Source organism: Streptomyces sp. NBC_00258 (assembly GCF_036182465.1).
Taxonomy (GTDB): domain Bacteria; phylum Actinomycetota; class Actinomycetes; order Streptomycetales; family Streptomycetaceae; genus Streptomyces.
The window spans coordinates 12,077,851-12,099,944 of record NZ_CP108081.1 but is presented as its reverse complement, the minus strand read 5'-3'; the positions used below and the strand labels follow the sequence as shown (position 1 = coordinate 12,099,944).

Here is a 22,094-nt window from a genome sequence, read left to right as displayed (position 1 = left end):
TGGCGACTCAGGCCAGGACGGTTGCTGTGACAGCGAGAGCACGGTCGACCGCTTGCCAGACGGCGCCGGCATCGGAGCCATCGAGGACAGCGGCGACGTGCGCGTCCGGCCGAAGCACCCACACTTCCTGAGAGCGCGCGGCGAGGGTCGCACCGAGATTCGACGCGAGCGATGACATCGCATGCACGGCCACGGGCCGCGCCCAGGCCCGCGCCTCCAGATCGGCAAGTACATGGAGGGCGTCGTCGCCGACCAGGACGGTGACGCCGGACCTGGCCAGGTTGCGCAGACGCGACACCTCGGGCCGCCCGGTCACGGTGACCGGGACGTCCGGCACCAGTACGCCGGGCGCGGGTGCCGGGACCGCTCCCTTGGGAGGCCTTCCGGGAAACGGGCCGCGGTAGTCAGGGGTGGTGAGGGGCGAGTCGACGTACCAGAACGGTTCGGCCATTCGGCCCGAATCGACCTCGGCACAGGCTGCCTGGTCGACGCGTGCCCTCTCCAGCGTGTCACGACGCCGACGCCAGTCGTCTTCGTCCTGGGGGATCAGGAATCGCATGGTGTTCGCGGTGACGTCGAGGTTCTCCACGGCCGCCGCGTGGCGTTCCAGGTGATAGCTCTCGAGGAGCTGCTCGGGTGCCCATCCGTTCAGGACGTGGGCAAGCTTCCAGGCAGCGTTCTCCGCGTCCTGAACGCCCGAGTTGAGGCCGCGCGCACCGAAAGGTGCCACCAGGTGCGCCGCGTCGCCGGCCAGCAGTACCCGGCCGACACGCATCCGGTTCGCGACGCGCGCGTGGAACCGGTAGACGGACTTCCACACGATCTCGTAGTCGCGATCGCCGATGACGTCGCGAATGCGCCGGTCGAGCTCGCCGCCTGCCTCCTCGACTGCCAGGTCGAACCCGTCGGGCACCTGCCAGTCGATCCGGAAGGTCGAGTCGGGGCAGGGGTGGATCAACACTTGTCGGCCTGGGTTCCACGCAGGGTCGAAGTAGAACCGCCTCTCGTGCTCCCAGCCGGGGAGGTCGGTGCGAATGTCACAGATGAGGAACTGGTCGCCGAAGGTGCGTCCCTCAAAGGTGACGCCGAGCAGGTCGCGCACCGCTTGTCCGCGCGCTCCCGGGCAGGCCACCGCGAAGGACCCGGTGAGCGTGACCGGCCCTTGGTCGGTCACGCAGCCCACGCGGACCTCTCGCGCGTCCTGTTCCAGTGAGGTGACCCGGTGTCCCCAACGCACCTCGATGAGCGGCTGAGCGGCGATCTGCCGGTCGAGGAGCTCCTCGGTCCGGCCCTGCGAGATGTTCACGAACGGCGGGAACGGCGACGCACCGGAATCCTGGAGCTGGATGGCGAACAGTTCGCTGTCCTGGTAAAAGGTGCGCGCGATACCCCAGGTGAGTCCCTCCGCGGCGATCTCCGCGCCGGCGCCGACCGACTCCCAGATGTCGAGCACGTCGCGGTGCTGGCAAATCGCCTTCGAGCCGATCGCGTCTCGCGCCGGACGGGCGTCGAGCAGCACAACGGGGATATCCCACCGTGCGAGAAGGAGCGCCGCCGTCTGGCCTACCGGCCCGTTGCCGATCACGAGCACCGGCGGTGTCGAACTGTCCACGACGCCTCAGCCCTGCAACTGGTCCCACACCTGGCGGTCGCGTTCCGCGGTCCAGATGACAGGCCAGTCGATGCCGGAGAGCTCGTCCCACAGTCGTGCCACGTCGAACGGAAGGCAGTGCTCGAAGATCGGCCAGTGTCCGAACTTGGGAGCCAGCGCCGCATGGGTCGCCTCGAACGCCTCCTTGAGCGTGCCCCCGCGTTCCCGCACGGCGCCGACCTCGGTAATCATCGTGTCGAGGAAACCACGCGTCTGCTCGATGGCAGCCTCGACGGCCTCGGCCCCCCGCGCGACAGCACCCCTGCCCCCGACCACCTGTTCGGCGCCGAGTGCCTTGAGCCGGTCGAGCGTCGTGGACGCCCACTCCCGGTGGAACGCGTCGCCGGTGTAGAGCGCCGCCTGGGCCTCGACGAGATCACCCGCGAAGAGGATCTTCTTCTGGGGGAGCCAGGCCACGATGTCGCCGGCGGTGTGCCCCCGACCGCAGTACTGGAGCACCAAGTCTCCTCGGTCACCGCCGAGGTCGATCGTGAAGCGGTCGCTGAACGTGACGGTTGGCCAGGTCAGCCCAGGGATCGAGTCGGGATCCTTGAACAACCGCGGCATCCGGCCGTACTCCGAATCCCAGTCCTGCTTGCCGCGCTCCGCAATGAGTTCCCGCGTCTTCTCGTGCGCCACGATCACCTCGGCGTCGAACGCGCTCGCACCCAACACGCGGACAGCGTGATAGTGCGACAGCACCAGGTAGCGGATCGGCTTGTCGGTGTGCTCCCGCAGCTTTTCCAGCCACTCCCGTGCGGCGGTCGGTGTGGCGAGCGCTTCGAAGCACACGAGGAAGTCCTCGCCCTCGATCGCACCAAGGTTCGGGTCCCCCTCCGCCGTCAGGGCGTACACACCGTCGGCGAGGACCTCCAGGGTCTGCTCCTTGGCGGCAGTGTCCGCCGACGACGCAAACGATTTGGTGGCCATACTCGGACCACTCCATTCAGATAGAAAATCCTTTACGATTTCACTATGCTAGGCGATGATCGCTGCGCTGGGAACCCTGAGAATCCGCACTACGACGTTTCCGCTCACCGGACGTCGTCGCGGCGTCGGACGTCCGGCGCGGCTGCACCGACCAGCGGTTTCCGCAGCTCAGACAGGACGAACCCGCATTACCGCGGGCGTCAACGACTCGGCCCGGGGCACCCGTCCGCGTTGCGGGCGTGACAACTGCACGAGATCGCGCCCTGACCCGCGTCCGTGAGCGCGAAGCGACTGCCCGCGCGGCGCGACGGCCTCGTCGAGGGCCGGCAGCGACGTCGCAGCGAGGACGTCGGCGACCTCTCGGAACTCGTCGGCACCAAAGCCCCGTGCCGCCAGGGCCGGCGTACCGATCCGCACCCCGGAGAACACCATCGGCGGGCGCGGGTCGAACGGCACGGCGTCGGGGCCGACGGCGATGCCGGCCTGGTGCAGTCAGCCCTCGGCCTGCTGTCCGTCCAGCTCCGAGTCCCGGAGGTCCACCAGGACGAGATGAACGTCCGTGTCGTGTGTCACGGTACTGACGTCGGGCTCCGACAGCCGGTCAGCGAGGATCCCGGCCCCCCGAGCGTGCGTGCCTGCCACTCCGTGAAGTCCGGCCGGGCAGCGAGCTTGGAGGCGAGTCTCGGCCGCGATGGCATGCTCGGGCAGGCCGCCCTGTCGGCCCGTGGCACTGCCGAGTTCATCTTCCTGGCGAGATCCATCACAGAGTGGACCACATCACCACGCGGACCACCGGGTGTCTTGCGCGTCGGGGTCGTCAAGACATGGGCGTGCGGCACGGGGTTCGGGTGCGGACCGGCAGCGACCAGGCCCGCGATTCGGCGCAACTCGGCGAAGTCAGGTGTCGCGTGTACGCCGACCACCCGGCAACGATGAGCATAAGCCGGTGTGCGGCCCGCCAGCCGTTCGACCTCGGCCATGTCGAATCGACGACCTGCCTGGGCGATGCGGTACGGCACCACCTTGAAGGGCTTGGCGGAGAAGTTGACGCGCATGCCGTGCGCGAGGTGCTCGCCGGTAATCATCTCCAGAGTTCCGCGTTGCCGAGAGAACTCGGCCCCGATGGCACCGGTGGTCGCCGGATCGAGTTCGGCCGTACATCAAACTCACGAACGCCCGCCTTCCCGGAAGGTTCCAATGTCCTATATGATAAGCGACATCAATCGTAGGCGTAGCCGCAGCAACCTACGACGCTGTCGATCGATGGAGGATGCCCGTGCACGGCGCACACGACGAGGTGGACCTGAAGCTCACCGTGAGCCGCAAGGTGGTGCTCGCTGACGGCGTCATCGGACTCCATCTGCGCGGTCAGGAAGGTGAGGTCCTCCCTGGCTGGGCACCCGGCGCACATATCGACCTTCAGTTCGGCGACGATCTGGTCCGCCAGTACTCGCTGTGCGGAGACCCTCGCGACGAGACCACCTGGCACGTGGCGATCCTGCGCGAGCCGGCGAGCCGCGGTGGGTCCGCTCACGCACACGAGCGCGTCACGGACGGGACACAGCTCACGGCCCGCGGTCCTCGCAACCATTTCGACCTCGTGCCCGCGAGCAGCTACCGGTTCATCGCCGGAGGCATCGGCATCACACCGATCCTGCCAATGATCCGGGAAGCAGAACGGCGCGGCGTTCCGTGGGAATTGCTCTATGGAGGCCGGAGCCGCACGTCCATGGCGTTCCTCGACGACCTCGCCGCCTTCGGCGAGCGGGTGCGCATCCGACCGCAGGACGAGACGGGGCTTCTCGACCTCGTGGCGTTCCTCGGCGACCCTCAGCCGGATACAGCCGTCTATTGCTGCGGGCCCGAACCGCTGCTGCAGGCTGTGGAGAAGCAGTGCGAGCAATGGCCGCCTGGCGCGTTGCACCTGGAACGGTTCGCGCCCAAGGACCTGGCGGAGCCGGTGCTCCACGGAGCGTTCGAGGTCGAGCTGAACCAGTCCGGCCAGATCTTCACCATTCCGCCCGAGCGGTCCATCCTGGAGGTGTTGCATGAGGCGGGCATCGAGGTGCTGGCATCGTGCAAGGAAGGCACCTGCGGCACCTGCGAGACCGACGTGGTCGAAGGTGAACCCGATCACCGCGACTCCTTGCTCACACCCGAGGAACAGGCGTCGAACGAAACCATGATGATCTGCGTGTCGCGCTCCAAGTGCGCGCGCCTCGTGCTCGACCTCTGAGGGCCTGCTGACGAAGGCTTGAGGCTCTTGAGAATGGGAGCATAGAAGACTGGCCCAGTCTTGTTGACGTAACCCTGGTGGGACGATGGGGACAGTTGGACGCGGAAGCTGTTGACGTCTCGATTCCGAGCATGGCGGCCACGGCCCGGCGCTTGCGCAGGTGCTCGCGGTAGGGATCGACAACGGTGGCACGGTACTTGGGGACGCGGAGCATCCGCTCGGGCCGATCAGCGCGGGCGTGGCGTGTGACGGTGTTCAGGACCAGCTGCGGACGGCGGGCGCAATCGAGCAGGCCCACGCCCTGGTCGAGGAGGTCATGGACCTGGTGCCGGCGTACCAGGGTGGTCTGTGCGCGGGGTCCGTCGTACAAGGGCGCGTCCAGGCGCGGTGGCCCGGCAGCCGCTGTGCGCCTTGGCCTCGCTCAGGGCGCCCGCAGGCCGCCCGGCAGCGCTCCCTCGCGGTGGCGATCCGCGCTCCACACAGCCTGCATGATCGACCACAGGTGCAGCAGTCCTGCGCGCACCTCGGCCTCGGGCCGCCATGCCTGCGCGTCGGCGAGCATGATGTCGCTGATGGCGAGGTCTTCCCGCCCGCAGTGCGCGAGCGGTTCGGCTGCCGAGCCGAAGGGGAACCGTACTCGTGTGGTGTCCGCGACGACACGGTCGGCGCCGGTGTCTTCCTCGTCGACAACGAAGCCGCCACCAACGGGGTAGTAGATCCGTTTGGCGAGCGCCCGGCCGTCGACGAAGGCGTGCGACATCATTCCGTTGGGGTGCACGGGCAGGGACCTGCGCCGGTGCGGCACCGGGTCCGCATCGCTGTCGAAGCCGATCCGGTACTTGTCGGCCAAGAGCAGCGTGTTGCTGTCGCCTACCAGCGCGACCCGGCCGGTGTCCACGGTGACGGGGTCCTCGTCCTCAAAACGAGCACGACCGCCTTGTCCGAGCCATGACCGTGGCCGGTCGCGCCGAGCGACCCGAACAGTTCGGCCCGCACGCGGCTGCCGGAGGGCAGAAGGCCCTCCTCGTCCGGGAGCCCGACGAAGCGTGGGGCCGCCCTCATCGGACCCGCCGGGTGAGAGGAGGAAGAGCCGATGCAGACCGAGTACAGATCGAACGCGCTCAATGCCATCAGGGCACCTCCACTCGGCGGTACTCACTCATGGCGTCGATGAGCCAGCGAGCCAGGTAGTCGGCGAACGAGGAGCGTGGGAGGAGCCGGTACGTCGGTGTGTCGTCGACCTGCCAGAGCAGCACCGCGACGGGTCCCACCGTGGTCGACACGGCCTGGCCGGGGCCGAAGGCCCGGGGGTGTAGGTCCAGCGGGCAGCCCTTCTCCAGTACCTGCCGGGCGGCCGGGCCGCTGAGCTCCAGCGTGGTGCGGTTCGCCGAGACGTCCACGACGGAGCCCGGGTCTCCGCCGAGTGCCTCCCGCAACTCGGCGGCCACAGCGGTCGCGTCGGCCTGGGACAGCACGAGCCATTCGTCGGGGCCAAGCCACAGGACCGTGTGGGGTCCGGATGTGGAGGTGTGGCCGCATTGCGGCGGGAGCGGCGCTCCCAGGGCCTTCTCGATACGGTCGGCCGCTTCGGAAGCGGGGTTGACGCGCACGTTCACCATGGTGAGGAACGGCCACTCGGTCAGCGTGACGCCGCGGGCGCCGGTGACGGTGGCGGCGCGCATCCGTTCCGTCAGATGCGCCACGGGGCTGGTACGCGATGCGGCGATCAGCTCAGCCATTTCGCTTGGTCCCTTCGGGGTCGTAGAGGACGAAGTCGGTCACCTCGACGGGCACCAGGTTCTCGCCCACCGGGGCGAGCAGGGTCTCGCCGATCCTTGCCCGCCCGTCGGCGACCAGGGCGAGGGCGAAGGGGCGGCCGAGGGCCGGGCTGTGGTAGCTGGAGGTGACGTGGCCGAGCATCGGCACCGGCCGGGTCTCGGGGGTGACGGGTACGTCGGGTGCGACGAGCTGGGTGCCCTCGGGCAGCCGGGTCGTGCGGTCGGCCGGCAGCAGGCCGACCAGCTGCTTGCGGTCGGTGCGGGCGGTGTCGGCGCGGGCGTAGGACCGCTTGCCGACGAAGTCCTTCTGCTTCGACACCACCCAGGACATGCCCGCGTCCTGCGGGGTGACGGTGCCGTCGGTGTCCTGGCCGACGATGATGTACCCCTTCTCGGCGCGCAGGACGTGCATCGTCTCGGTGCCGTACGGGGTGATGTCGTACGGCCGGCCAATCGCGTCCAGTTCCTCCCAGACCGCCAGGCCGTACCACGCGGAGACGTTGATCTCGTAGGCGAGTTCGCCGGAGAAGGAGATCCGGCAGATGCGGGCGGGGATGCCGGAGGCCAGGGTGGTCTCGCAGAAGGCCATGAACGGGAAAGCCTCGTTCGACAGGTCGACCTCGGGGGCCAGATGGGCGACGACCTCGCGTGACTGGGGACCGACGACCGCGATGGTCGACCACTGTTCGGTGACCGAGGTGCAGTGGACGTCGAGTTCGGGCCACTCGGTCTGCAGCCACTCCTCCAGCCAGTCCAGCACCCCGGCCGCGCCGCCGGTCGTGGTGGTCATGAAGTAGCGGTTCTCGTCGAGGCGCAGGGTCACACCGTCGTCGAAGATCATGCCGTCGGGCTTGCACATGACGCCGTAGCGGGCCATGCCGGGCTTGAGCTTCTTGAAGGCGTTGGTGTAGATGCGGTTGAGGAACTCGCCCGCGTCGGAGCCCCAGATCTCGATCTTGCCGAGGGTGGATGCGTCCATGAACGCCACCCCCTCACGGGCCGCACGGCACTCGCGGGCCACGGCCGCGTCCATGTCCTCACCGGGCCGGGGGTAGTACCAGGGGCGCTTCCACTGCCCGACGTCCTCGAACTCCGCCCCGTGCGCCACATGCCAGCTGTGCATGGACGTGGTGCGCTCAGGATCGAACAGGTCACCGCGCTCACGACCGGCGAGGGCTGCGAAGCCCATCGGCGTATAGGGCGCCCGGTAGGCCGTGGTGCCGATCTCCCCGGGAGACGCGCCCGCGCCGAGTGCCTCGGCGATCACACCGATGGCGTTGACGCCGGACGTCTTGCCCTGATCGTTGGCCGTGCCGAGCGAGGTGTAGCGCTTGACGTGTTCCACGCCGCGCATGCCGGCGCCGGTGGACCGCCAGACGTCGGCGACGGTGACGTCGCGTTGCAGGTCGACCAGGTGGGTGTCCCAGCCGCCGGGTTCGCCGTCGGGGGCGGGCACCAGCCAGAGGGCGCGCACATCGGCACGTACCTCCTTGTGCGAAGCCGTGGGCACCGGCACCGGGAACCCTGCGTCCGTCGCGGCCCGCGCACCGGCCCGTGCCCCTTCGGCCAGACAGCCGTCGAGGCCGTACGTCCTGTGGGCCGCACCGACGACCTGCTGGTCCCGGACGGTGCCGTCGGGGACGAAGGCGACCAGGTCCTCGTCCCAGCGCAGCCGGCCCTGGCGCTGGCTGTGCAGGTGCACCACCGGGCTCCAGCCACCCGAGACGGCGAGCAGGTCGCAGTCGAACGACTCGGGTGCGCCTGCGAGTTGGCCTTCGGCGTCGAGGGTCTGGACGGTGACACCGGTGAGTCGGCCTTCGCCCGCGGTGTCGACCACCGCACTGCCCGTCAACACTCGCGCCCCCGTCGCCACGGCGACCTCGGCGGCCCGGTGGGACAGTTCGGGGCGGGCGTCCACGACGGCGGCGATGTCGATGCCCGCAGCGTGCAGGTCGGCGACCGTGTCGTACGCACTGTCGTTGGTCGTGCCCACCACGGCCCGCGAGCCCGGGACCACGGCGTACCGGTTGACGTACGAGCGCACGGCCGCCGCGAGCATCACGCCGGGGCGGTCGTTGCCGGCGAAGACCAGCGGGCGCTCGTGAGCGCCGGTCGCCAGGATCACCTGGCGAGCGCGGATGTGCCACAGCCGCTGGCGCGAGACACCCGTGGACGGTTCGGGGGCATCGGCTCCGAGGTGGTCGGTTCGCCGCTGGAGGGCCAGCAGGTAGTTGTCGTCGTACGAGCCGAATGCCGTGGTGCGTTGCAGTACGACGACCTCGGGTGCGGCGTCGAGTGCCGCGCCGATCTCGGCGACCCACTCCAGGGCGCTCCGCTCGCCGACCTTCTCGGTACGCCCGGAGAGCAGCGAACCGCCGGACTCGGGCTGGTCGTCGACGACGATCACGCGGGCGCCGGAACCCGCGGCAGCGGCGGCGGCCGCCAGCCCGGCCGGTCCGGCGCCGACGACCAGGACGTCGGTGTGGACGTACTTCTTGTCGTAGACGGCGGGGTCGGAGCCCGGGTCGAGCCGGCCCATCCCGGACAGCGTCGTGGCGGACAGGCCGTCGTACAGTTCCGCCGTCGTCGCGGGCAGCATGCCCTCCGAGTGCGGACCCTCGATCTGCAACAGGGCGTTGGGCTCCTCGACGCCGGCGGCGACGATGCCGCGCGGGCGACTGCGGTAGAGCGACGGGGCGACCTCTACGAGGCCGTTCGCCAGCATCGCCGAGGCGACGGTGTCGCCGGGGTGCCCGGTGAGTTCCCGCCCGTCGACGGTGAACCGCAGTACGGCGTCGCGGTCGATGCGGCCGCCTTGTCGGAGCCGGAAGTGCTGGTCGGTCATCGCTGTCCTCCGGCCTGGGGCAGTTCGGGGCGTGGCTCGTCGAGCCGGTAGGAGGTCAGTACCTCGTGGGTGGCGGTGTCCCGCAGCACGTTGAACCAGCGGCGGCAGCCGATGCTGTGCATCCACCGCTCGGCGAAGGGGCCCTTGGGGTTGTCCCGGTAGAAGACGTACTCGGCCCACTGCTCGTCGGTGAGGTCCGCGGGGGTGCCGGGGTAGGGGACGTGGGCCTGTCCCCCGTAGTGGTACTCGGTCTCGTTGCGGGGACCGCACCATGGGCAGCTGATCAGCAGCACGGTGTCCTTCTCTCAGCAGGCTGTCAGTGGGCCACGGCTGCGGCGCCGTGCTCGTCGATCAGAGCGCCCGTCGCGAAACGTTCGAGGGCGAAGGGGGCGTTCAGGGGGTGCGGCTCGCCCGTGGCGATGGTGTGCGCGAAGGTCCAGCCGGCGGCCGGGGTGGCCTTGAAGCCGCCGGTCCCCCAACCGCAGTTGACGTAAAGGTTCTCGACCGGGGTGGTGCCGATGATCGGGGAGGCGTCCGGGCTGACGTCGACGATGCCGCCCCAGGTCCGCAGCACATGCGCGCGGGCGAAGACGGGGAACAGCTCGACAGCGGCGGCCATCTGCTGCTCGATCACGTGGAAGGAGCCGCGCTGCCCATAGCCGTTGTACGAGTCGACGCCCGCGCCCATCACCAACTCGCCCTTGTGGGCCTGGGAGACGTACACGTGCACGTGGTTCGACATGACAACCGTCGGGTGCACCGGCTCGTGCAGTTCGGAGACCAGCGCCTGGAGCGGGTGGGACTGCACCGGCAGCCGGACGCCGGCCCGTTCGGCCAGCACGCTGCTGTGCCCGGCGGCCGCGAGGCCGACACTGCCGGCGAGGATGCGGCCCCGGTTGGTCTCGACGCCCACGACCCGGTCGCCGTCCTTGAGGAAGCCGGTGACCTCGCAGCCCTGGATCAGGTCCACGCCCATCTCGTCGGCCCGGCGGGCCAGCGCCCAGGCGACGTGGTCGTGCTTGGCGATGCCGGCGCGCGGCTGGAAGGTGGCGCCCAGAACCGGATACCGGGTGCGGGACGAGACGTTGAGGATGGGACAGACCTTGGCTACCTCATCCGGTTCGAGCCACTCGGCGTCGACGCCGTTGAGACGGTTGGCGTTGGCTCGGCGCATGCCCTCGCGGACGTCCTGCAGGGTGTGCGCGAGGTTGAGGACACCGCGCTGGCTGAACAGGAAGTCGTAGTCCAGTTCCTCCGGGAGCCGCTCCCACAGCTTGAGCGCGTACTCGTAGATCGCCGCGCTCTCGTCCCACAGGTAGTTCGAGCGGATGATCGTGGTGTTGCGGGCCATGTTGCCGCCGGCCAGCCAGCCCTTCTCCAGGACGGCGACGTTGGTGATGCCGTGGTTCTTCGCCAGGTAGTAGGCGGTGGCCAGGCCGTGGCCGCCCGCGCCGACTATGACGACGTCGTACGAGGAGCGCGGGTCGGGGTTGCGCCACAGCCAGTCCGGATGCTCCGGCAGCGCCGTGCTGGTCATACCGCGTCTCCGTTCAGGTGGGGCAGGTGGGACAGGTGGGGATAGAGGGGGAAGGCGGAGGCGAGCTTCTCGACCCGGTCGCGCAACAAGGCCACGCGCTCGTCGCCGAGCTGCTCGTCCTTCAGGGCCTCGGCGATGATGTCGGCGACCTCCCGGAACTCCGCTGCGCCGAAGCCCCGGGTGGCCAGGGCCGGGGTGCCGATCCGCAGCCCCGAGGAGACCATCGGCGGGCGGGGGTCGAACGGCACCGCGTTGCGGTTGACGGTGATGCCGATGCGGTGCAGCCGGTCCTCGGCCTGTTTCCCGTCGAGCGTGGAGTTGCGCAGGTCGACGAGGACCAGGTGGACTTCGGTGCCGCCGGTCAGCACGGTGATCCCGGCCTCGGCCACGTCGTCGGCCAGCAGCCGTCCGGCGAGGATGCGGGCGCCGTCGAGGGTGCGCTGCTGGCGTTCCTTGAACTCCTCCCCCACCGCCACCTTGAAGGCCACCGCCTTCGCCGCGATGACATGCTCCAGCGGGCCGCCCTGCTGGCCCGGGAAGACCGCGGAGTTGATCTTCTTGGCCAGGGCGGCGCGGCTGAGGATCACCCCGCCGCGCGGGCCGCCGAGGGTCTTGTGCGTGGTGGTCGTCACGACGTCGGCGTACGGCACCGGGTTCGGGTGCAGGCCCGCGGCCACCAGTCCGGCGAAGTGGGCCATGTCCACCAGCAGATACGCGCCCACCGCGTCGGCGATCCGCCGGAACGCGGCGAAGTCCAGCCGCCGGGGGTAGGCGGACCAGCCGGCGACGATCATCTTGGGCCGGTGGGCGAGAGCGAGCTGCTCGACCTCGTCCATGTCGATGCGCAGGTCGGACTCGCGCACGTGGTAGGGCACGACGTTGTACAGCTTGCCGGAGTAGTTGAGCCGCATGCCGTGGGTCAGGTGACCGCCGTGCGCGAGGTCCAGGCCGAGGATCGTGTCGCCGGGCTGGAGCAGCGCGAACATCGCGGCCGCGTTGGCCTGGGCACCCGAGTGGGGCTGCACGTTGGCGGCCTCGGCGCCGAACAGTTCCTTCACCCGGGCGATGGCCAACCGCTCGATGACGTCGACGTGTTCGCAGCCGCCGTAGTAGCGGCGGCCGGGGTAGCCCTCGGCGTACTTGTTGGTGAGAACCGAGCCCTGGGCCTCCATGACGGCGGCCGGGGCGAAGTTCTCCGAGGCGATCATTTCGAGGGTGGACTGCTGACGGCGCAGCTCGGCGTCGACCGCGGTGGCGACCTCCGGGTCGAGCTCGCTGAGCGGGGCCGAGAGAAGGGAGGCGACCGTGGTGATGGACGGGTTGGTTGCCATCTGCACACCATTCTGAGAGCCAACTAATGGACGACTGATATATCAACCTCTGCGGTAAGGTATGGGAGCTTGTCGGCCAGGTCAAGGGGGCATCTCATGCAGCAGACGGCGACAGAGCCCGCGGGCGAGGAGCTGTCCCTCGCCGAACGCGCGTACCGCGTCATCCGCGACCGGCTCGTCATGCTCGAGATCCGCCCGGGCGCCCCGATCAACGAGGACCAGCTGGCACAGTCCCTCGGCGTCGGCCGGACACCGGTGCGCGAGGCCCTCAAGCGGCTCCAGTACGAGCGCCTCATCGCCACCTATCCTCGGCGCGGCACCTTCGCCACCGACGTCAACATCACCGACCTGGCCCACATCTCCGAAGTGCGCCAGGAACTGGAGCCCCTGGCCGCGTCCCAGGCCGCGCGGCGCGCCACGGCCACGGACCGCGCGACGCTGACAGCCGTCCTGCGGGAGCTGGAGAGCGCGGATCCCGGGCGGCGCGACGCCACCGAGCTCATGCACCTTGACCTTCAGGTCCACCGCGCCATCTACGCGGCCACACACAACCCGTACCTGGAGGACACCCTCGTCCGGTACGACAACCTGGCCACCCGCATCTGGTGCCTGTTCGTCGACCGGTTGTCCGACATGGCGGGTCATATCGAAGAGCACGGACCGTTGATCGAGGCGATCGTCGCCGGTGCCCCCGACAGGGCGGCACAGCTGGCCGGCAGTCACGTCGTGGGCTTCGAACAGGCCATTCGCGCGGCCATCTGAGAAGGCTCTCCGCTCCAGCGCGCGGCGCCCCGCGGATCCCAGGGCATCGCGCGGGCGACCGACTCTCGGGAACCGCAGCCGAATTTTGTGACTCAGATGTACCCCGACGGCCGGTCCGGAAGCGAAGGCATTGCCGGTCACCGCTGTCCTTCACCTACTTCATCACCACCGGCGGCTCTCGGCGTCGCTGCCCGCTTCCCAAGAAACCTCGAGCTCGTCACCCTTCGTTGACATTCCGCACGTCATGCCAACGGCAAGCCAGCACGCTCCGTCACCACCGAAAGGGAGACAGGGCCGTGAGACTCACACTCCCTGTCACTCAGAATGTCCTCGCCCAAGGCATCCCTGGTCCTGCCCTCAACGATCAAAGACTTCGCCAGTGGTCTCTGCATGCCGGCGACAGGGCGCCGTTTTCGCAGGCCGGTCCCACGACTCAAGAGCTGGGCGCGACGCCCACCGGCAGGTGCGAGACGCCCCGCGTGATGGTGTACGTCGGAGTCCGGACGATCTCGCCGTTCAGGACATAGTCCGGCATGTGCTTCAGGATCGCCGACAGCACTGTCCGGGTTTCCATCTTCGCCAGGACCGAGCCGAGACAGCTGTGGACGCCTTCGTTGAAGGCGATGTGCCGCTTGCGCTGGCGCGCGATGTTGAACCGGTCGGGCTCCTCCCACCTTCTGGGATCCCGGTTCGCCGCAGCGAAGACCAGCGCCACCTTCGCGCCTTCGGGGATCGTCTGTCCGTGGAGTTCGACACTGGTCCGAGTGGTGCGGACGGTGTACGGGAGGGACGGCTCGACTCGCAACACTTCTTCGACAGCCGCGTCCAGGAGCTGGGGGTTCTCCAGCAGCAGGGCCCGCTGGTCGGGGTGCCTCGCGAACAGGATGACGGCGTTCGAGATGAGAGCGGCCGTCGTTTCAGAACCGGCCTCGAGCAGAAGCGTGAGCATTCCGAGGGCGCCATCGCCGATCGGAGCTCCTTCCGCCTCTGCATGGGCGAGTCCACCGACAACGTCAGATCCGGGGTTTCGCCTGCGCTCGGCGAGAAACTCCTCGAAGTAGTGATGGATCTTGTCCCCCGTCGAACGGGCGGCTTCGGGCACGCTGAGAGAACCAGAATCGCGTGAAGCCATCAACTGCACCCACTCCGCCAGCATCGGCACGTCGCTCGAGGGCAGACCGAGAACGTGGGCAATCGTGCTCACCGGCAACGGGAACGACAGCTCTTGCGCGAGGTCTCCGCCACCCCGGGCCACGATCTGCTTGACGCGGGCCTCAGCTTCCTCCGCGATCACCTGCTGAAGGGTATTGACCGCATTCACCGAGAACCAGTCTTTGACGAGGTCACGGTAGACATCGTGACGGGGCGGGTCCATGTCGATGAAGTTGCCGGGACCCACGATGCCGGCGATGTCATCGATAGTCACGCCGTCCGCACTCGAGAACGTCTTCCAGTCGCGAGCCGCCTTCTTGACGTCGTCGAATCGCGACAGCGCCCAGAACCCGAGGTCAGCGTTGTAGTACACCGGATGGGACTCGCGCAGTTCGGTGTAGATCTCCCACGTCCCTGGGTCAGTTTGAAAGTCCTCGTAGACAAAGGGGTCAAAGGTGAATGGCGCGGTCCCGGTACTCATCGGACTCCTTAAGGCGCGACTGCTCGACTCCATGGACTGGGCACAACCCATGGCACACCAATCATATAGGAAAAGCTACGTTCGCGCTCGTTTCTGAGGCCCGCGGGCCAGCGTTGCGCCAGCCAGCCCCAGTCCTCACACATCCGGAAACCCGGTGGCGCCATCAAGGGGCCGCACCCAGACCCCTCCCACCTCCGCTGCTTCAAGCCTCACGATCCCCGGATCCGCCCCGAGCTTCAGATCGAGGGCCCTCGACGCAAGCCGCCTCTCCACACTCACGATGACGTCCAGATTCAGGCCAAGCTCGGTGAAGCGGCGAAGGGTCGTCGCGTCCTCGTCGCTAATCCTGACGACGACTGCACATTCCCCTGACTCCATCTCGGTGAGGGATCTCGCGGGAATGCTGGGCAACGCGCCTGAACCGTCAGGGATCGGGTCGCCATGAGGATCCCGCCGCGGATAACCGAGAAGGGCATCCAGTCGCTCGATCAACAAATCCGAGACGGCGTGCTCGAGGAGCTCCGCCTCATCATGGACCTCGTCCCACGCGTAGCCGAGGTGGTTGACGAGAAACGTCTCGATGAGGCGGTGCCGCCGCACCATACCGACGGCGAGAAGGCGTCCGGCGGCGGTGAGCTCGATAGCACCGTAACGCTCGTGCGCCAGCAGACCGGCCTCAGTCAGCCTCCGGACCTGCTCCGAGACCGTGGACATCCGCACCGTCAAGCGCTCAGCGAGGCGCTTAGTCGTCACCGGCCCTGAAGACCACTCGCCGAGAGTCCAGATCGCCTTCATGTAGTCCTGCGCCACTGATGAGACCGACTCGACTGACATCGCACTATCGTACCCGCCAGCAACTCTACTATATACGATTTCACTCTATGAAACTATTGAGTTCGTCTACCCGAACTCATACGATCGACGCCACATCCCGGGCCCGGACCGTACTGGCCGGACCGAGCAGCGAAGGGACCGCGTACATGACCCGCAACCTTGCGAAGCTGCAGGCACGCTGCTACACGGCATTCTGCATTGCTGCTGGCGCGTTCTCCCTGGCGACCGGCCGGTGGCTGACCGCCGGGCTGCTTCTCACAGGCACTGCCTTTCAAGCACTGCTTGCTCGCCGATGGCGCCATCGAGCCGAGCACCCTCCACAGACCGCGCCGCACGTGGCGCCCCACATGGGAGCTTGACGAATGCCTGGAGATCTCGTGACTCACCGGCGCGACGGCGCCACCCTGGGCCGGCGCGCAGCGCTCCTGGGGCCCGCCTTCGTCGCCGGCATCGCGTACGTGGATCCCGGCAACGTAGCCACCAACATGACCGCCGGCAGCCAATACGGATACCTGCTCATCTGGGTCGTCGTGGCAGCGAACCTGCTGGCCATGCTGGTGCAGTACCTCTCTGCCAAGGTGGGGATCGCCAGCGGACGAACACTCCCGCAGCTCTGCCGGGACCACTATTCCAGACGCGTGTCGTTCTTCCTGTGGCTCCAGGCCGAGGCGGTCGCGCTGGCAACAGACCTGGCCGAGGTGCTGGGCGGCGCACTGGCGCTCTACTTGCTGTTCGATGTTCCCCTGTTGATAGGTGGACTCATCACAGGTGGTGTCAGTTTCTCGCTGTTGCTGCTGCAGAAGCCCGCGACCCAGGCCCGGTTCGAGCGCGCCATCATCGCGCTGCTCCTCGTGATCACCCTCGGATTCACCTGGTCCGCGCTCGCGGCCGGGCCCGACATCTCGTCGACCATAGGCGGTCTGGTTCCCCGCTTCGCCGGTGTCGACACACTGATGCTGGCGACGGGCATTCTCGGCGCCACCGTCATGCCTCACGCCATCTATCTGCACTCGGCCCTGGTCCAGCACCGATTCGGCCCGGGCCAGCGTGACGACGCAAGCAAACGCGCCCTCCTGCGCGCGACGAAGACGGACGTGGTGTCCGCGATGAGCATCGCTGGTGTCGTGAACCTCTCGATGATCTTGCTGGCCGCTGCCGCGCTCTTCGGTGTCGGCGTCGACTCCATCGAAGGAGCGCACCAGGCGATCGGTGATCACCTCGGCGCCGCGGTTGCCCTGCTGTTCGCGCTCGCCCTCCTTGCCTCCGGATTCGCTTCGTCGTCCGTAGGAACCTACGCCGGTGCGGTGATCCTCGACGGGTTCCTCCAGCGCAGCATCGCCGTTTCGGTGCGACGAGCGGTCACCATGGTGCCGGCACTGGCGATCCTCGCGCTCGGCATCGATCCGACGAAGGCCCTCGTACTCTCCCAGGTCGTGCTCAGCTTCGGCATACCCTTCGCGCTCTTCCCGCTCGTACGGTTCACCCGGGACCCGGGGGTCATGGGTGCGCTCGTCAACCGCGCGGTCACCACGCATGCCGCTCGTGCGGTCGCGGTCGTCATCTCCGCCCTCAACGTGGTGCTGCTGGGTCTCACACTCGGATCATGGTGAGCGGCCCTACTGCTGTCCTTGGGGTGTCCAGCGGCGCAGCCATCGGTATCCCGGCAAATATTCGCCGGGATGCTATATCATCGACGCAACATCACGAACACGATGTGCACGCGCGTAGACGATACGCCGGTCAGCGGTCCGGGACACCCGTGGCGCGGACCGTCAGCCGATGACACCAGCTACATCCGTAGACGGAGAGCACGCAATGAACAAACAAGAGCACGTATATCGCGTCCTCCGTGAGCGAATCCTGGAGGGCCAGTACGGGCCCGGCTATCGGCTCGTGATCGATGCGATCGCCGAGGAACTCGGCTACAGCGCGCTGCCCGTACGCGAGGCGATTCGCCGCCTTGAGGCCGAGGGGCTGGCCATCTTCCGGCCGAACGCGGGCGCGCAGGTCAAGCCCGCTGACCCGGCGGGCTTCGCAGAGGGGCTCGCCACCCTGGCAGTGCTTGAGGGCTTCGCGACCGCCGAAGCCGCCAAAGCCATGACGGCGGAGGACCTGGCGGCCGTCGAGCACGAGACCGACCTCATGGTCGAGTGCATGGAGACGCTTGACGTGAGCGGCTACAGTCAAGCGAACAAGCGCTTCCACGAGTACATCAACGCCCGGTGCAACAACGCGTCGCTGCTGGAGATGATCAACGAGATCTCGCAACGATCGGACGTTATCAGGCGAACGGTCTTCACGCAGATCCCCTACCGCGGGCGAAGCTCCATCGCCGAGCACAGGGCGATCATCGAGCTCATCCGCAACGGCGCGCCGAGCGACGAGATCGAGAAGGCAGCTCGTACTCACAAGCTCCGCACGGTCGAGGCGTTCCGCAGCTGGCAGAAGGAGAACGCACCCGGCGACGCCGTTGCCGGCATGATTCTGAAGAACGCTGCCGCGAAGGTCTGAGCAGTCATCCCGGGCTCTGTCGATGCCGCCCCGTGACCGGGAAAATCAGGGGGCGGTGCCCGCTCTCTGACGGCGAACCCAATCGTCGTCAGGGGATCACGATTCAGCCGACGCCGGCAGGCAGACTGACGGCGCATCGAAGCTCCGTCGCGGGACGGCGAATTGGGAAGGTCGCCTCCACAACGGAGCTTCGTCGCGTCCGGTCGCGCACCCGATCAGCATTGTCATACCGCCGTGACCCGCGCATCCGAGAGACCACCTCGGCTTTGACCCGAAGAGGCGCCGGTCATTCGGCGGCGCTCGCCTGAGTGTCAATCCGCGGGTTCGGCTGAGCGACAAACAGGAGAGTCGACAACCCGGCAGCGGTCACCACGACCATCACCACGACCAGGGGGAGTGCACTGTCACTTCCACCGATGCCCACGAGGGGCGCCGCGGCCGCGCCGAGCCCGAACATGATGATGTTGACCAGCGACGAGGCAGTGCCAGCCCGGTCGGGGTGACCGGCCAGGGCGAGAGCGGTGGAGTTCGGCGTCTCCATCCCATGCCCGCCGAGGATGATGAAGATCGCCCCGAGGAAGGGCAGGAGGCCGAGCCCGCCGACGACGGTGACCGCCAACAGGGCGACGGCGCCGGCAACGGCCAAGGCCCCGCCCGCCAGAGCGACGTTGCGTGGGGTCGTCCACCGGAGCATGAATCGACCGACCTGCATCGCTGCCATCAGCCCGATGGAATTGAGGGCGAACACGAGGCCGTACATCTGGGCCGACAACCCGTACACATCGTGGAGCACCAGGGACGAGCCGCCCAGATAAGCGAAGACGGCGGCCGAGATCAGAGAGCCGCCGACCGCGTACCCGAAGAACTGCCTGTCCTTCAGCGCATGTCTGAACCCGTCGAGGGTGTCCTGGAGCGCTGCTTTATGACGCCGTCCTTTCGGAAGCGTCTCAGGCAAGGCCCACAGCACCAGCAGTGTCAGTACGGCGCCGTACACCGCAAGTGCGACGAAGATCCACCGCCAGGTCCCGATGGCCAGCAACAGACCGCCCAGCAGCGGAGCGATCACCGGTCCGACCATCCCGACAAGCATGGTCCAGGACATGATCCGCGCGGCTGCTCGCCCGTGGGCGATATCGCCCACGATCGCCAGGCTCAGGACCGCGGCGGCACTGCCGAGAATGCCCTGCGCGAACCGCGCGCCGACCAGAACGGGCAGGGACGGCGCGACGGCACACAGCGCCGAGGCGAGAGTGAAGCCCGCCAGGCCGACAACGAGCGGACGCTTCCGGCCGTGTCTGTCGCTGGCCGGCCCGACCGTGGCCATGCCGACGACCATGCCTGTGAAATAGGCGGTCAACGTGAGCTGCACCTGCGACGCGCTGGCGTTGAACTCGCTCCTCAACGAGGGAAACGCCGGCAGATAGAGGTCGATGGTCAAGGTGGCGATCGCGATCAGACCGCCCAGGAGAACAACGACCTTGCCTTGCGCCGACGAGGTCTGCGCATCGCCTGTACGCGCGAATGAGGAGGGCACTTCTACAACTTGGGTTCGGTCAAGGTGTTCGGAGCAAACAACTCCTCGACGCTGACCGGTCGGGTGGAGAGCCCCTGCTCGTGTGCGTAGCGCGTCAGTGTCTCGAGGACCTGCCGATTCGCTTCCACACCGTAGGGCCAGAAGTCCTCGCCCATCAGTTGCCGGGTCGCCAGTGCTTCCGTGACGACCCAGGGCAGACCGATCTTCAGAGCGGCCGTCTGGGTCAGTTCCTCCTGGGCGATCGCTTTCGCCTGGTTGAACGCCTTCAACAGGCTTGCGGCCAGCCAGGGATGCCGCTCGTGAACATCGCGCCGCACGCCCAGGGCATGCATGATCGGGAACAACCTGGTGCGCGCGAAGTAGTCACGCTCGACCTCGGCGAAGTTCTCGAAGAGACGACCTACGTTCGGATCCTCGAGGTAGGCGCGTGGAGTGCGGGCTGAGACCAGTGCGTCCAGTTCACCGTTGCGCAGCATTGCGTCGAGCGTGTCGTCTGGGCCGATCGGCTCCAGCGGGAAGCCCTCCGGCAGGCTCATCGGGTATTTGTCCTTGCGACCCGGTTGCTCGAGCCCTCCCTGCCGCCACTGCACGTCGGCCGCGGCCACGCCGTGGTCGTCATTGAGCATCCCCCGCACCCAAAGGCCGACAGCCATCGAGTACTCCGGGATCCCGATCACCTTGCCGCGCAGATCTTCCGGCTTGCCGATACCGCGATCGGTGCGAATGTAGATGCCCGAATGGCGGAACATCCGGGACAGGAAAACCGGAACTGCCATATACGGGGCGATCCCGCGCGATGTCGCGGCCAGGTAGGAGGAGAATCCGATCTCCGACACCTCGAAGTCGCCGTTGACGACGCGGTGGAACAGCTCTTCGGGCGGCAGTACGACATGGTTGATCTCACAGCCCTCGACCCGCACGCGGCCATCCATGATCGGGCGAACGCGGTCGTAGTCCCAGGTCGCGATGGTGATGTTCAGTGCACCCATGTCAGGCGACGTCCTTTCCACCCGTGCCGGCCGAACAGGCCCGGACGGTGCGTAGTTTGTGCTCTGGGGCGGCGGTCTCGACGGCCGCGGGATCAGCACCGTTCTCAGTCAGTTCGAGCAGCGCGTCGTGTTCGTCGGCGGACCCCGCGGGCAGACGAGCGGAGCCGTCCCCTGCGCAAGGAACCGAGGAGACTCCATGCGCGCCGCCGGACCGCGCGGTCACGGAGCCGACGAGGACGGCCGGTATCCCCATCCGCTGCTCCCAGGCCCCTGGCACGGCACCGGCGCGCACCGACGTAGCGCTCGCTCTCGACAAGGCCTTCCGCCTCCTGGCGGCGGAGGACTCTGTCAACGGCGGCTCACTGATCTCCAGCTCACGGCCGAGGTGATCGCCGACCAGGCGACACCCCGGCCGTACCAGCCCGGTGGATCGCGCTCGTGCGGGACCGCGCAGGCGTGGTCGTGCGTGCTCACCGCCGGCCATCGGTCTCGGCCCCGATCCTGATCGGTTTCAGGCGAACGGCGGCGGCACCGGTCCACCGGGCAGCTGGACGTTCGGTGTCCCGTACGTGTAGAAGTACTCGGCGATGGGCTGACCGACCCACGTGTCTCCGTAGCCGGCGATGTCTTCGAATACCCAATCGACGGTCTCCCAGCTGGGATCGAAGATGAGCAGGCCCGAGTCGCCCCACAGCTCGACGCGGTTTCCGCCGGGCTCGTAGACGTACATGTACATGCCCTGGCTGATGCCGTGCTTGCCAGGGCCGGCCTCGACGAAGATGTCGTGGTCCTTGAAGATGTCACCGATGTCGTAGAGGTGCTGCGGCGAACCGTAGAAGTAGCACACGTGGTGCAGCCGCCCGCGCGTACCGGTGGGGTCCTTGAAGATGGCGATGTCGTGGGTGAGGTTGGTGACCGTGACCCATGCGCCGATCCACTCGCCGTTGTTCTCGCGTGACACGAGCTTCTCGGTGACACGGAACCCGAGGTTCTCGACGAGGTGTTCAGCGGTGGCCTGGACGTCCGAGGCGAGGATGTTTCCGTGATCGAGGCGGCGGACCGGGACACCCCGCAGCGGGCGACGCGACGGCCGGTTGCGCAGCTTGGTGGCGGTCTCGGGGGTCGCCTTGTAGTAGTCGACGTCCCAGAAGACCTCCATCAGGTGGTCATCGGGTGTCTGGAACGTATAGGCCCGCCCGTGCCCGACGTCACCGTCGATCCAGCCACGCCCCTGCCCGCTCGCCTCGAGGCGAGCGGCGCGACGCTCCAGCGCTTCGGGAGAGCTCGCGCGCCAGCCGACATGGCCCAGACCCGCCTTCGGAGCTTCGGTGAGCTTCAGCGAGTGGTGGTAGGGATCCTCGAAGGCACGCAGGTAGACCGACTGACCTTCCTGATGGGTCACCTCCATGCCCAGCAGCTCACGGAAGAACCACAGGCTCTCTTCGGGCTTCGGTGTCAGAAGCTCCATGTGAGCAAGCTGCGCGATCTCGAAGCGCGCCTCGGGCGGTGGGACGTTCGACATG

Annotated in this window: 19 protein-coding genes and 2 pseudogenes; 4 read left to right on the top strand and 17 right to left on the bottom strand. The window is 67.8% G+C overall.

What is annotated here, in order from left to right:
* Positions 1 to 7 precede the first annotated feature (7 nt).
* From OG718_RS53680 to OG718_RS54590, 4 genes and pseudogenes are all read right to left on the bottom strand, one after another.
* Positions 8 to 1,612 carry an FAD-dependent monooxygenase gene (locus OG718_RS53680; protein WP_328842714.1) on the bottom strand — a complete coding sequence of 535 codons (1,605 nt, stop codon included), beginning with the start codon at positions 1,610 to 1,612 and terminating at the stop codon, positions 8 to 10.
* Positions 1,613 to 1,618: 6 nt separating this feature from the next.
* Positions 1,619 to 2,581, bottom strand: coding sequence for an MBL fold metallo-hydrolase (locus OG718_RS53675; protein ID WP_328842715.1), 963 nt, complete (start codon positions 2,579 to 2,581; stop codon positions 1,619 to 1,621).
* Positions 2,582 to 2,749: 168 nt separating this feature from the next.
* Positions 2,750 to 3,244: pseudogene (locus tag OG718_RS53670) on the bottom strand (hypothetical protein); the annotation flags it as partial.
* The gene (locus OG718_RS54590) at positions 3,151 to 3,636 is read right to left on the bottom strand and encodes a hypothetical protein (RefSeq protein ID WP_443055393.1); all 486 of its coding nucleotides are present in this window, start codon (positions 3,634 to 3,636) and stop codon (positions 3,151 to 3,153) included. The gene OG718_RS54590 and the pseudogene OG718_RS53670, both read right to left, overlap by 94 nt.
* A 215-nt stretch (positions 3,637 to 3,851) precedes the next feature.
* On the opposite strand from OG718_RS54590, the gene OG718_RS53660 reads away from it, so the two are divergent.
* Positions 3,852 to 4,817, top strand: a complete 966-nt coding sequence (locus OG718_RS53660) for a PDR/VanB family oxidoreductase (protein WP_328842717.1) — start codon at positions 3,852 to 3,854, stop codon at positions 4,815 to 4,817.
* A 142-nt stretch (positions 4,818 to 4,959) separates the two neighbouring features.
* Here OG718_RS53660 and OG718_RS53655 read toward each other — a convergent pair.
* The 8 genes and pseudogenes from OG718_RS53655 to glyA form a co-directional block, all read right to left on the bottom strand.
* Positions 4,960 to 5,245: pseudogene (locus tag OG718_RS53655) on the bottom strand (ISL3 family transposase); the annotation flags it as partial.
* On the bottom strand, positions 5,239 to 5,715 hold the full coding sequence (locus OG718_RS53650) for a serine dehydratase beta chain (RefSeq protein ID WP_328842718.1): 477 nt from the start codon (positions 5,713 to 5,715) through the stop codon (positions 5,239 to 5,241). The gene OG718_RS53650 and the pseudogene OG718_RS53655, both read right to left, overlap by 7 nt.
* Positions 5,688 to 5,948, bottom strand: a complete 261-nt coding sequence (locus OG718_RS53645; RefSeq protein WP_328842719.1) for a serine dehydratase beta chain — start codon at positions 5,946 to 5,948, stop codon at positions 5,688 to 5,690. Before OG718_RS53645 ends, OG718_RS53650 begins: the two co-directional genes overlap by 28 nt.
* Positions 5,948 to 6,556, bottom strand: coding sequence for a sarcosine oxidase subunit gamma (locus OG718_RS53640; protein WP_328842720.1), 609 nt, complete (start codon positions 6,554 to 6,556; stop codon positions 5,948 to 5,950). Before OG718_RS53640 ends, OG718_RS53645 begins: the two co-directional genes overlap by 1 nt.
* Positions 6,549 to 9,440 carry a sarcosine oxidase subunit alpha family protein gene (locus OG718_RS53635; protein ID WP_328847650.1) on the bottom strand — a complete coding sequence of 964 codons (2,892 nt, stop codon included), beginning with the start codon at positions 9,438 to 9,440 and terminating at the stop codon, positions 6,549 to 6,551. Before OG718_RS53635 ends, OG718_RS53640 begins: the two co-directional genes overlap by 8 nt.
* The gene (locus tag OG718_RS53630) at positions 9,437 to 9,733 is read right to left on the bottom strand and encodes a sarcosine oxidase subunit delta (protein ID WP_328842721.1); all 297 of its coding nucleotides are present in this window, start codon (positions 9,731 to 9,733) and stop codon (positions 9,437 to 9,439) included. Before OG718_RS53630 ends, OG718_RS53635 begins: the two co-directional genes overlap by 4 nt.
* Before the next feature lie 23 nt (positions 9,734 to 9,756).
* Entirely contained in the window at positions 9,757 to 10,977 is a 1,221-nt protein-coding gene (locus tag OG718_RS53625; protein WP_328842722.1) for a sarcosine oxidase subunit beta family protein, read from the bottom strand.
* Complete coding sequence (gene glyA, locus OG718_RS53620; RefSeq protein ID WP_328842723.1) at positions 10,974 to 12,308, bottom strand: serine hydroxymethyltransferase; 1,335 nt, start codon at positions 12,306 to 12,308, stop codon at positions 10,974 to 10,976. Before glyA ends, OG718_RS53625 begins: the two co-directional genes overlap by 4 nt.
* A gap of 96 nt (positions 12,309 to 12,404) precedes the next feature.
* On the opposite strand from glyA, the gene OG718_RS53615 reads away from it, so the two are divergent.
* Positions 12,405 to 13,070 (top strand): GntR family transcriptional regulator, encoded by a 666-nt coding sequence (locus OG718_RS53615; protein WP_328842724.1) that lies wholly within the window; start codon positions 12,405 to 12,407, stop codon positions 13,068 to 13,070.
* A gap of 433 nt (positions 13,071 to 13,503) precedes the next feature.
* Here the strand turns inward: OG718_RS53615 and OG718_RS53610 are convergent, their stop codons facing one another.
* Entirely contained in the window at positions 13,504 to 14,703 is a 1,200-nt protein-coding gene (locus OG718_RS53610; RefSeq protein WP_328842725.1) for a cytochrome P450, read from the bottom strand.
* A gap of 135 nt (positions 14,704 to 14,838) precedes the next feature.
* A complete protein-coding gene (locus OG718_RS53605; RefSeq protein WP_328842726.1) occupies positions 14,839 to 15,537 on the bottom strand; it encodes a metal-dependent transcriptional regulator in 699 nt (232 codons plus the stop codon).
* Positions 15,538 to 15,914: 377 nt separating this feature from the next.
* Here OG718_RS53605 and OG718_RS53600 point away from each other — a divergent pair, with 377 nt between their 5' ends.
* Together OG718_RS53600 and OG718_RS53595 are read left to right on the top strand one after the other, a co-directional pair.
* On the top strand, positions 15,915 to 17,147 hold the full coding sequence (locus OG718_RS53600) for an Nramp family divalent metal transporter (protein ID WP_328842727.1): 1,233 nt from the start codon (positions 15,915 to 15,917) through the stop codon (positions 17,145 to 17,147).
* A 169-nt stretch (positions 17,148 to 17,316) separates the two neighbouring features.
* Positions 17,317 to 18,048 carry a GntR family transcriptional regulator gene (locus tag OG718_RS53595; protein ID WP_328847649.1) on the top strand — a complete coding sequence of 244 codons (732 nt, stop codon included), beginning with the start codon at positions 17,317 to 17,319 and terminating at the stop codon, positions 18,046 to 18,048.
* Positions 18,049 to 18,334: 286 nt separating this feature from the next.
* On the opposite strand, the gene OG718_RS53590 is transcribed toward OG718_RS53595, so the two are convergent.
* The 3 genes from OG718_RS53590 to OG718_RS53580 all read right to left on the bottom strand — a co-directional run bounded on the left by OG718_RS53590 (position 18,335) and on the right by OG718_RS53580 (position 22,093).
* Complete coding sequence (locus OG718_RS53590) at positions 18,335 to 19,582, bottom strand: multidrug effflux MFS transporter (protein ID WP_328842728.1); 1,248 nt, start codon at positions 19,580 to 19,582, stop codon at positions 18,335 to 18,337.
* Between the two features lie 2 nt (positions 19,583 to 19,584).
* The gene (locus tag OG718_RS53585) at positions 19,585 to 20,571 is read right to left on the bottom strand and encodes an ABC transporter substrate-binding protein (RefSeq protein ID WP_328842729.1); all 987 of its coding nucleotides are present in this window, start codon (positions 20,569 to 20,571) and stop codon (positions 19,585 to 19,587) included.
* Between the two features lie 511 nt (positions 20,572 to 21,082).
* Positions 21,083 to 22,093, bottom strand: a complete 1,011-nt coding sequence (locus OG718_RS53580; protein WP_328842730.1) for a catechol 2,3-dioxygenase — start codon at positions 22,091 to 22,093, stop codon at positions 21,083 to 21,085.
* Position 22,094: the final 1 nt, after the last annotated feature.

Coding starts and splice junctions, on each gene's coding strand:
- OG718_RS53595 (WP_328847649.1), top strand. CDS start 17,317: ATGACACCAGCTACATCCGTAGACGGAGAGCACGCAATGAACAAACAA.
- OG718_RS53660 (WP_328842717.1), top strand. CDS start 3,852: ATGCCCGTGCACGGCGCACACGACGAGGTGGACCTGAAGCTCACCGTG.
- OG718_RS53675 (WP_328842715.1), bottom strand. CDS start 2,581: ATGGCCACCAAATCGTTTGCGTCGTCGGCGGACACTGCCGCCAAGGAG.
- OG718_RS53580 (WP_328842730.1), bottom strand. CDS start 22,093: ATGTCGAACGTCCCACCGCCCGAGGCGCGCTTCGAGATCGCGCAGCTT.
- OG718_RS53610 (WP_328842725.1), bottom strand. CDS start 14,703: ATGAGTACCGGGACCGCGCCATTCACCTTTGACCCCTTTGTCTACGAG.
- OG718_RS54590 (WP_443055393.1), bottom strand. CDS start 3,636: ATGCGCGTCAACTTCTCCGCCAAGCCCTTCAAGGTGGTGCCGTACCGC.
- OG718_RS53585 (WP_328842729.1), bottom strand. CDS start 20,571: ATGGGTGCACTGAACATCACCATCGCGACCTGGGACTACGACCGCGTT.
- OG718_RS53615 (WP_328842724.1), top strand. CDS start 12,405: ATGCAGCAGACGGCGACAGAGCCCGCGGGCGAGGAGCTGTCCCTCGCC.
- OG718_RS53640 (WP_328842720.1), bottom strand. CDS start 6,556: ATGGCTGAGCTGATCGCCGCATCGCGTACCAGCCCCGTGGCGCATCTG.
- OG718_RS53635 (WP_328847650.1), bottom strand. CDS start 9,440: ATGACCGACCAGCACTTCCGGCTCCGACAAGGCGGCCGCATCGACCGC.
- OG718_RS53625 (WP_328842722.1), bottom strand. CDS start 10,977: ATGACCAGCACGGCGCTGCCGGAGCATCCGGACTGGCTGTGGCGCAAC.
- OG718_RS53645 (WP_328842719.1), bottom strand. CDS start 5,948: ATGGCATTGAGCGCGTTCGATCTGTACTCGGTCTGCATCGGCTCTTCC.
- glyA (WP_328842723.1), bottom strand. CDS start 12,308: ATGGCAACCAACCCGTCCATCACCACGGTCGCCTCCCTTCTCTCGGCC.
- OG718_RS53605 (WP_328842726.1), bottom strand. CDS start 15,537: ATGTCAGTCGAGTCGGTCTCATCAGTGGCGCAGGACTACATGAAGGCG.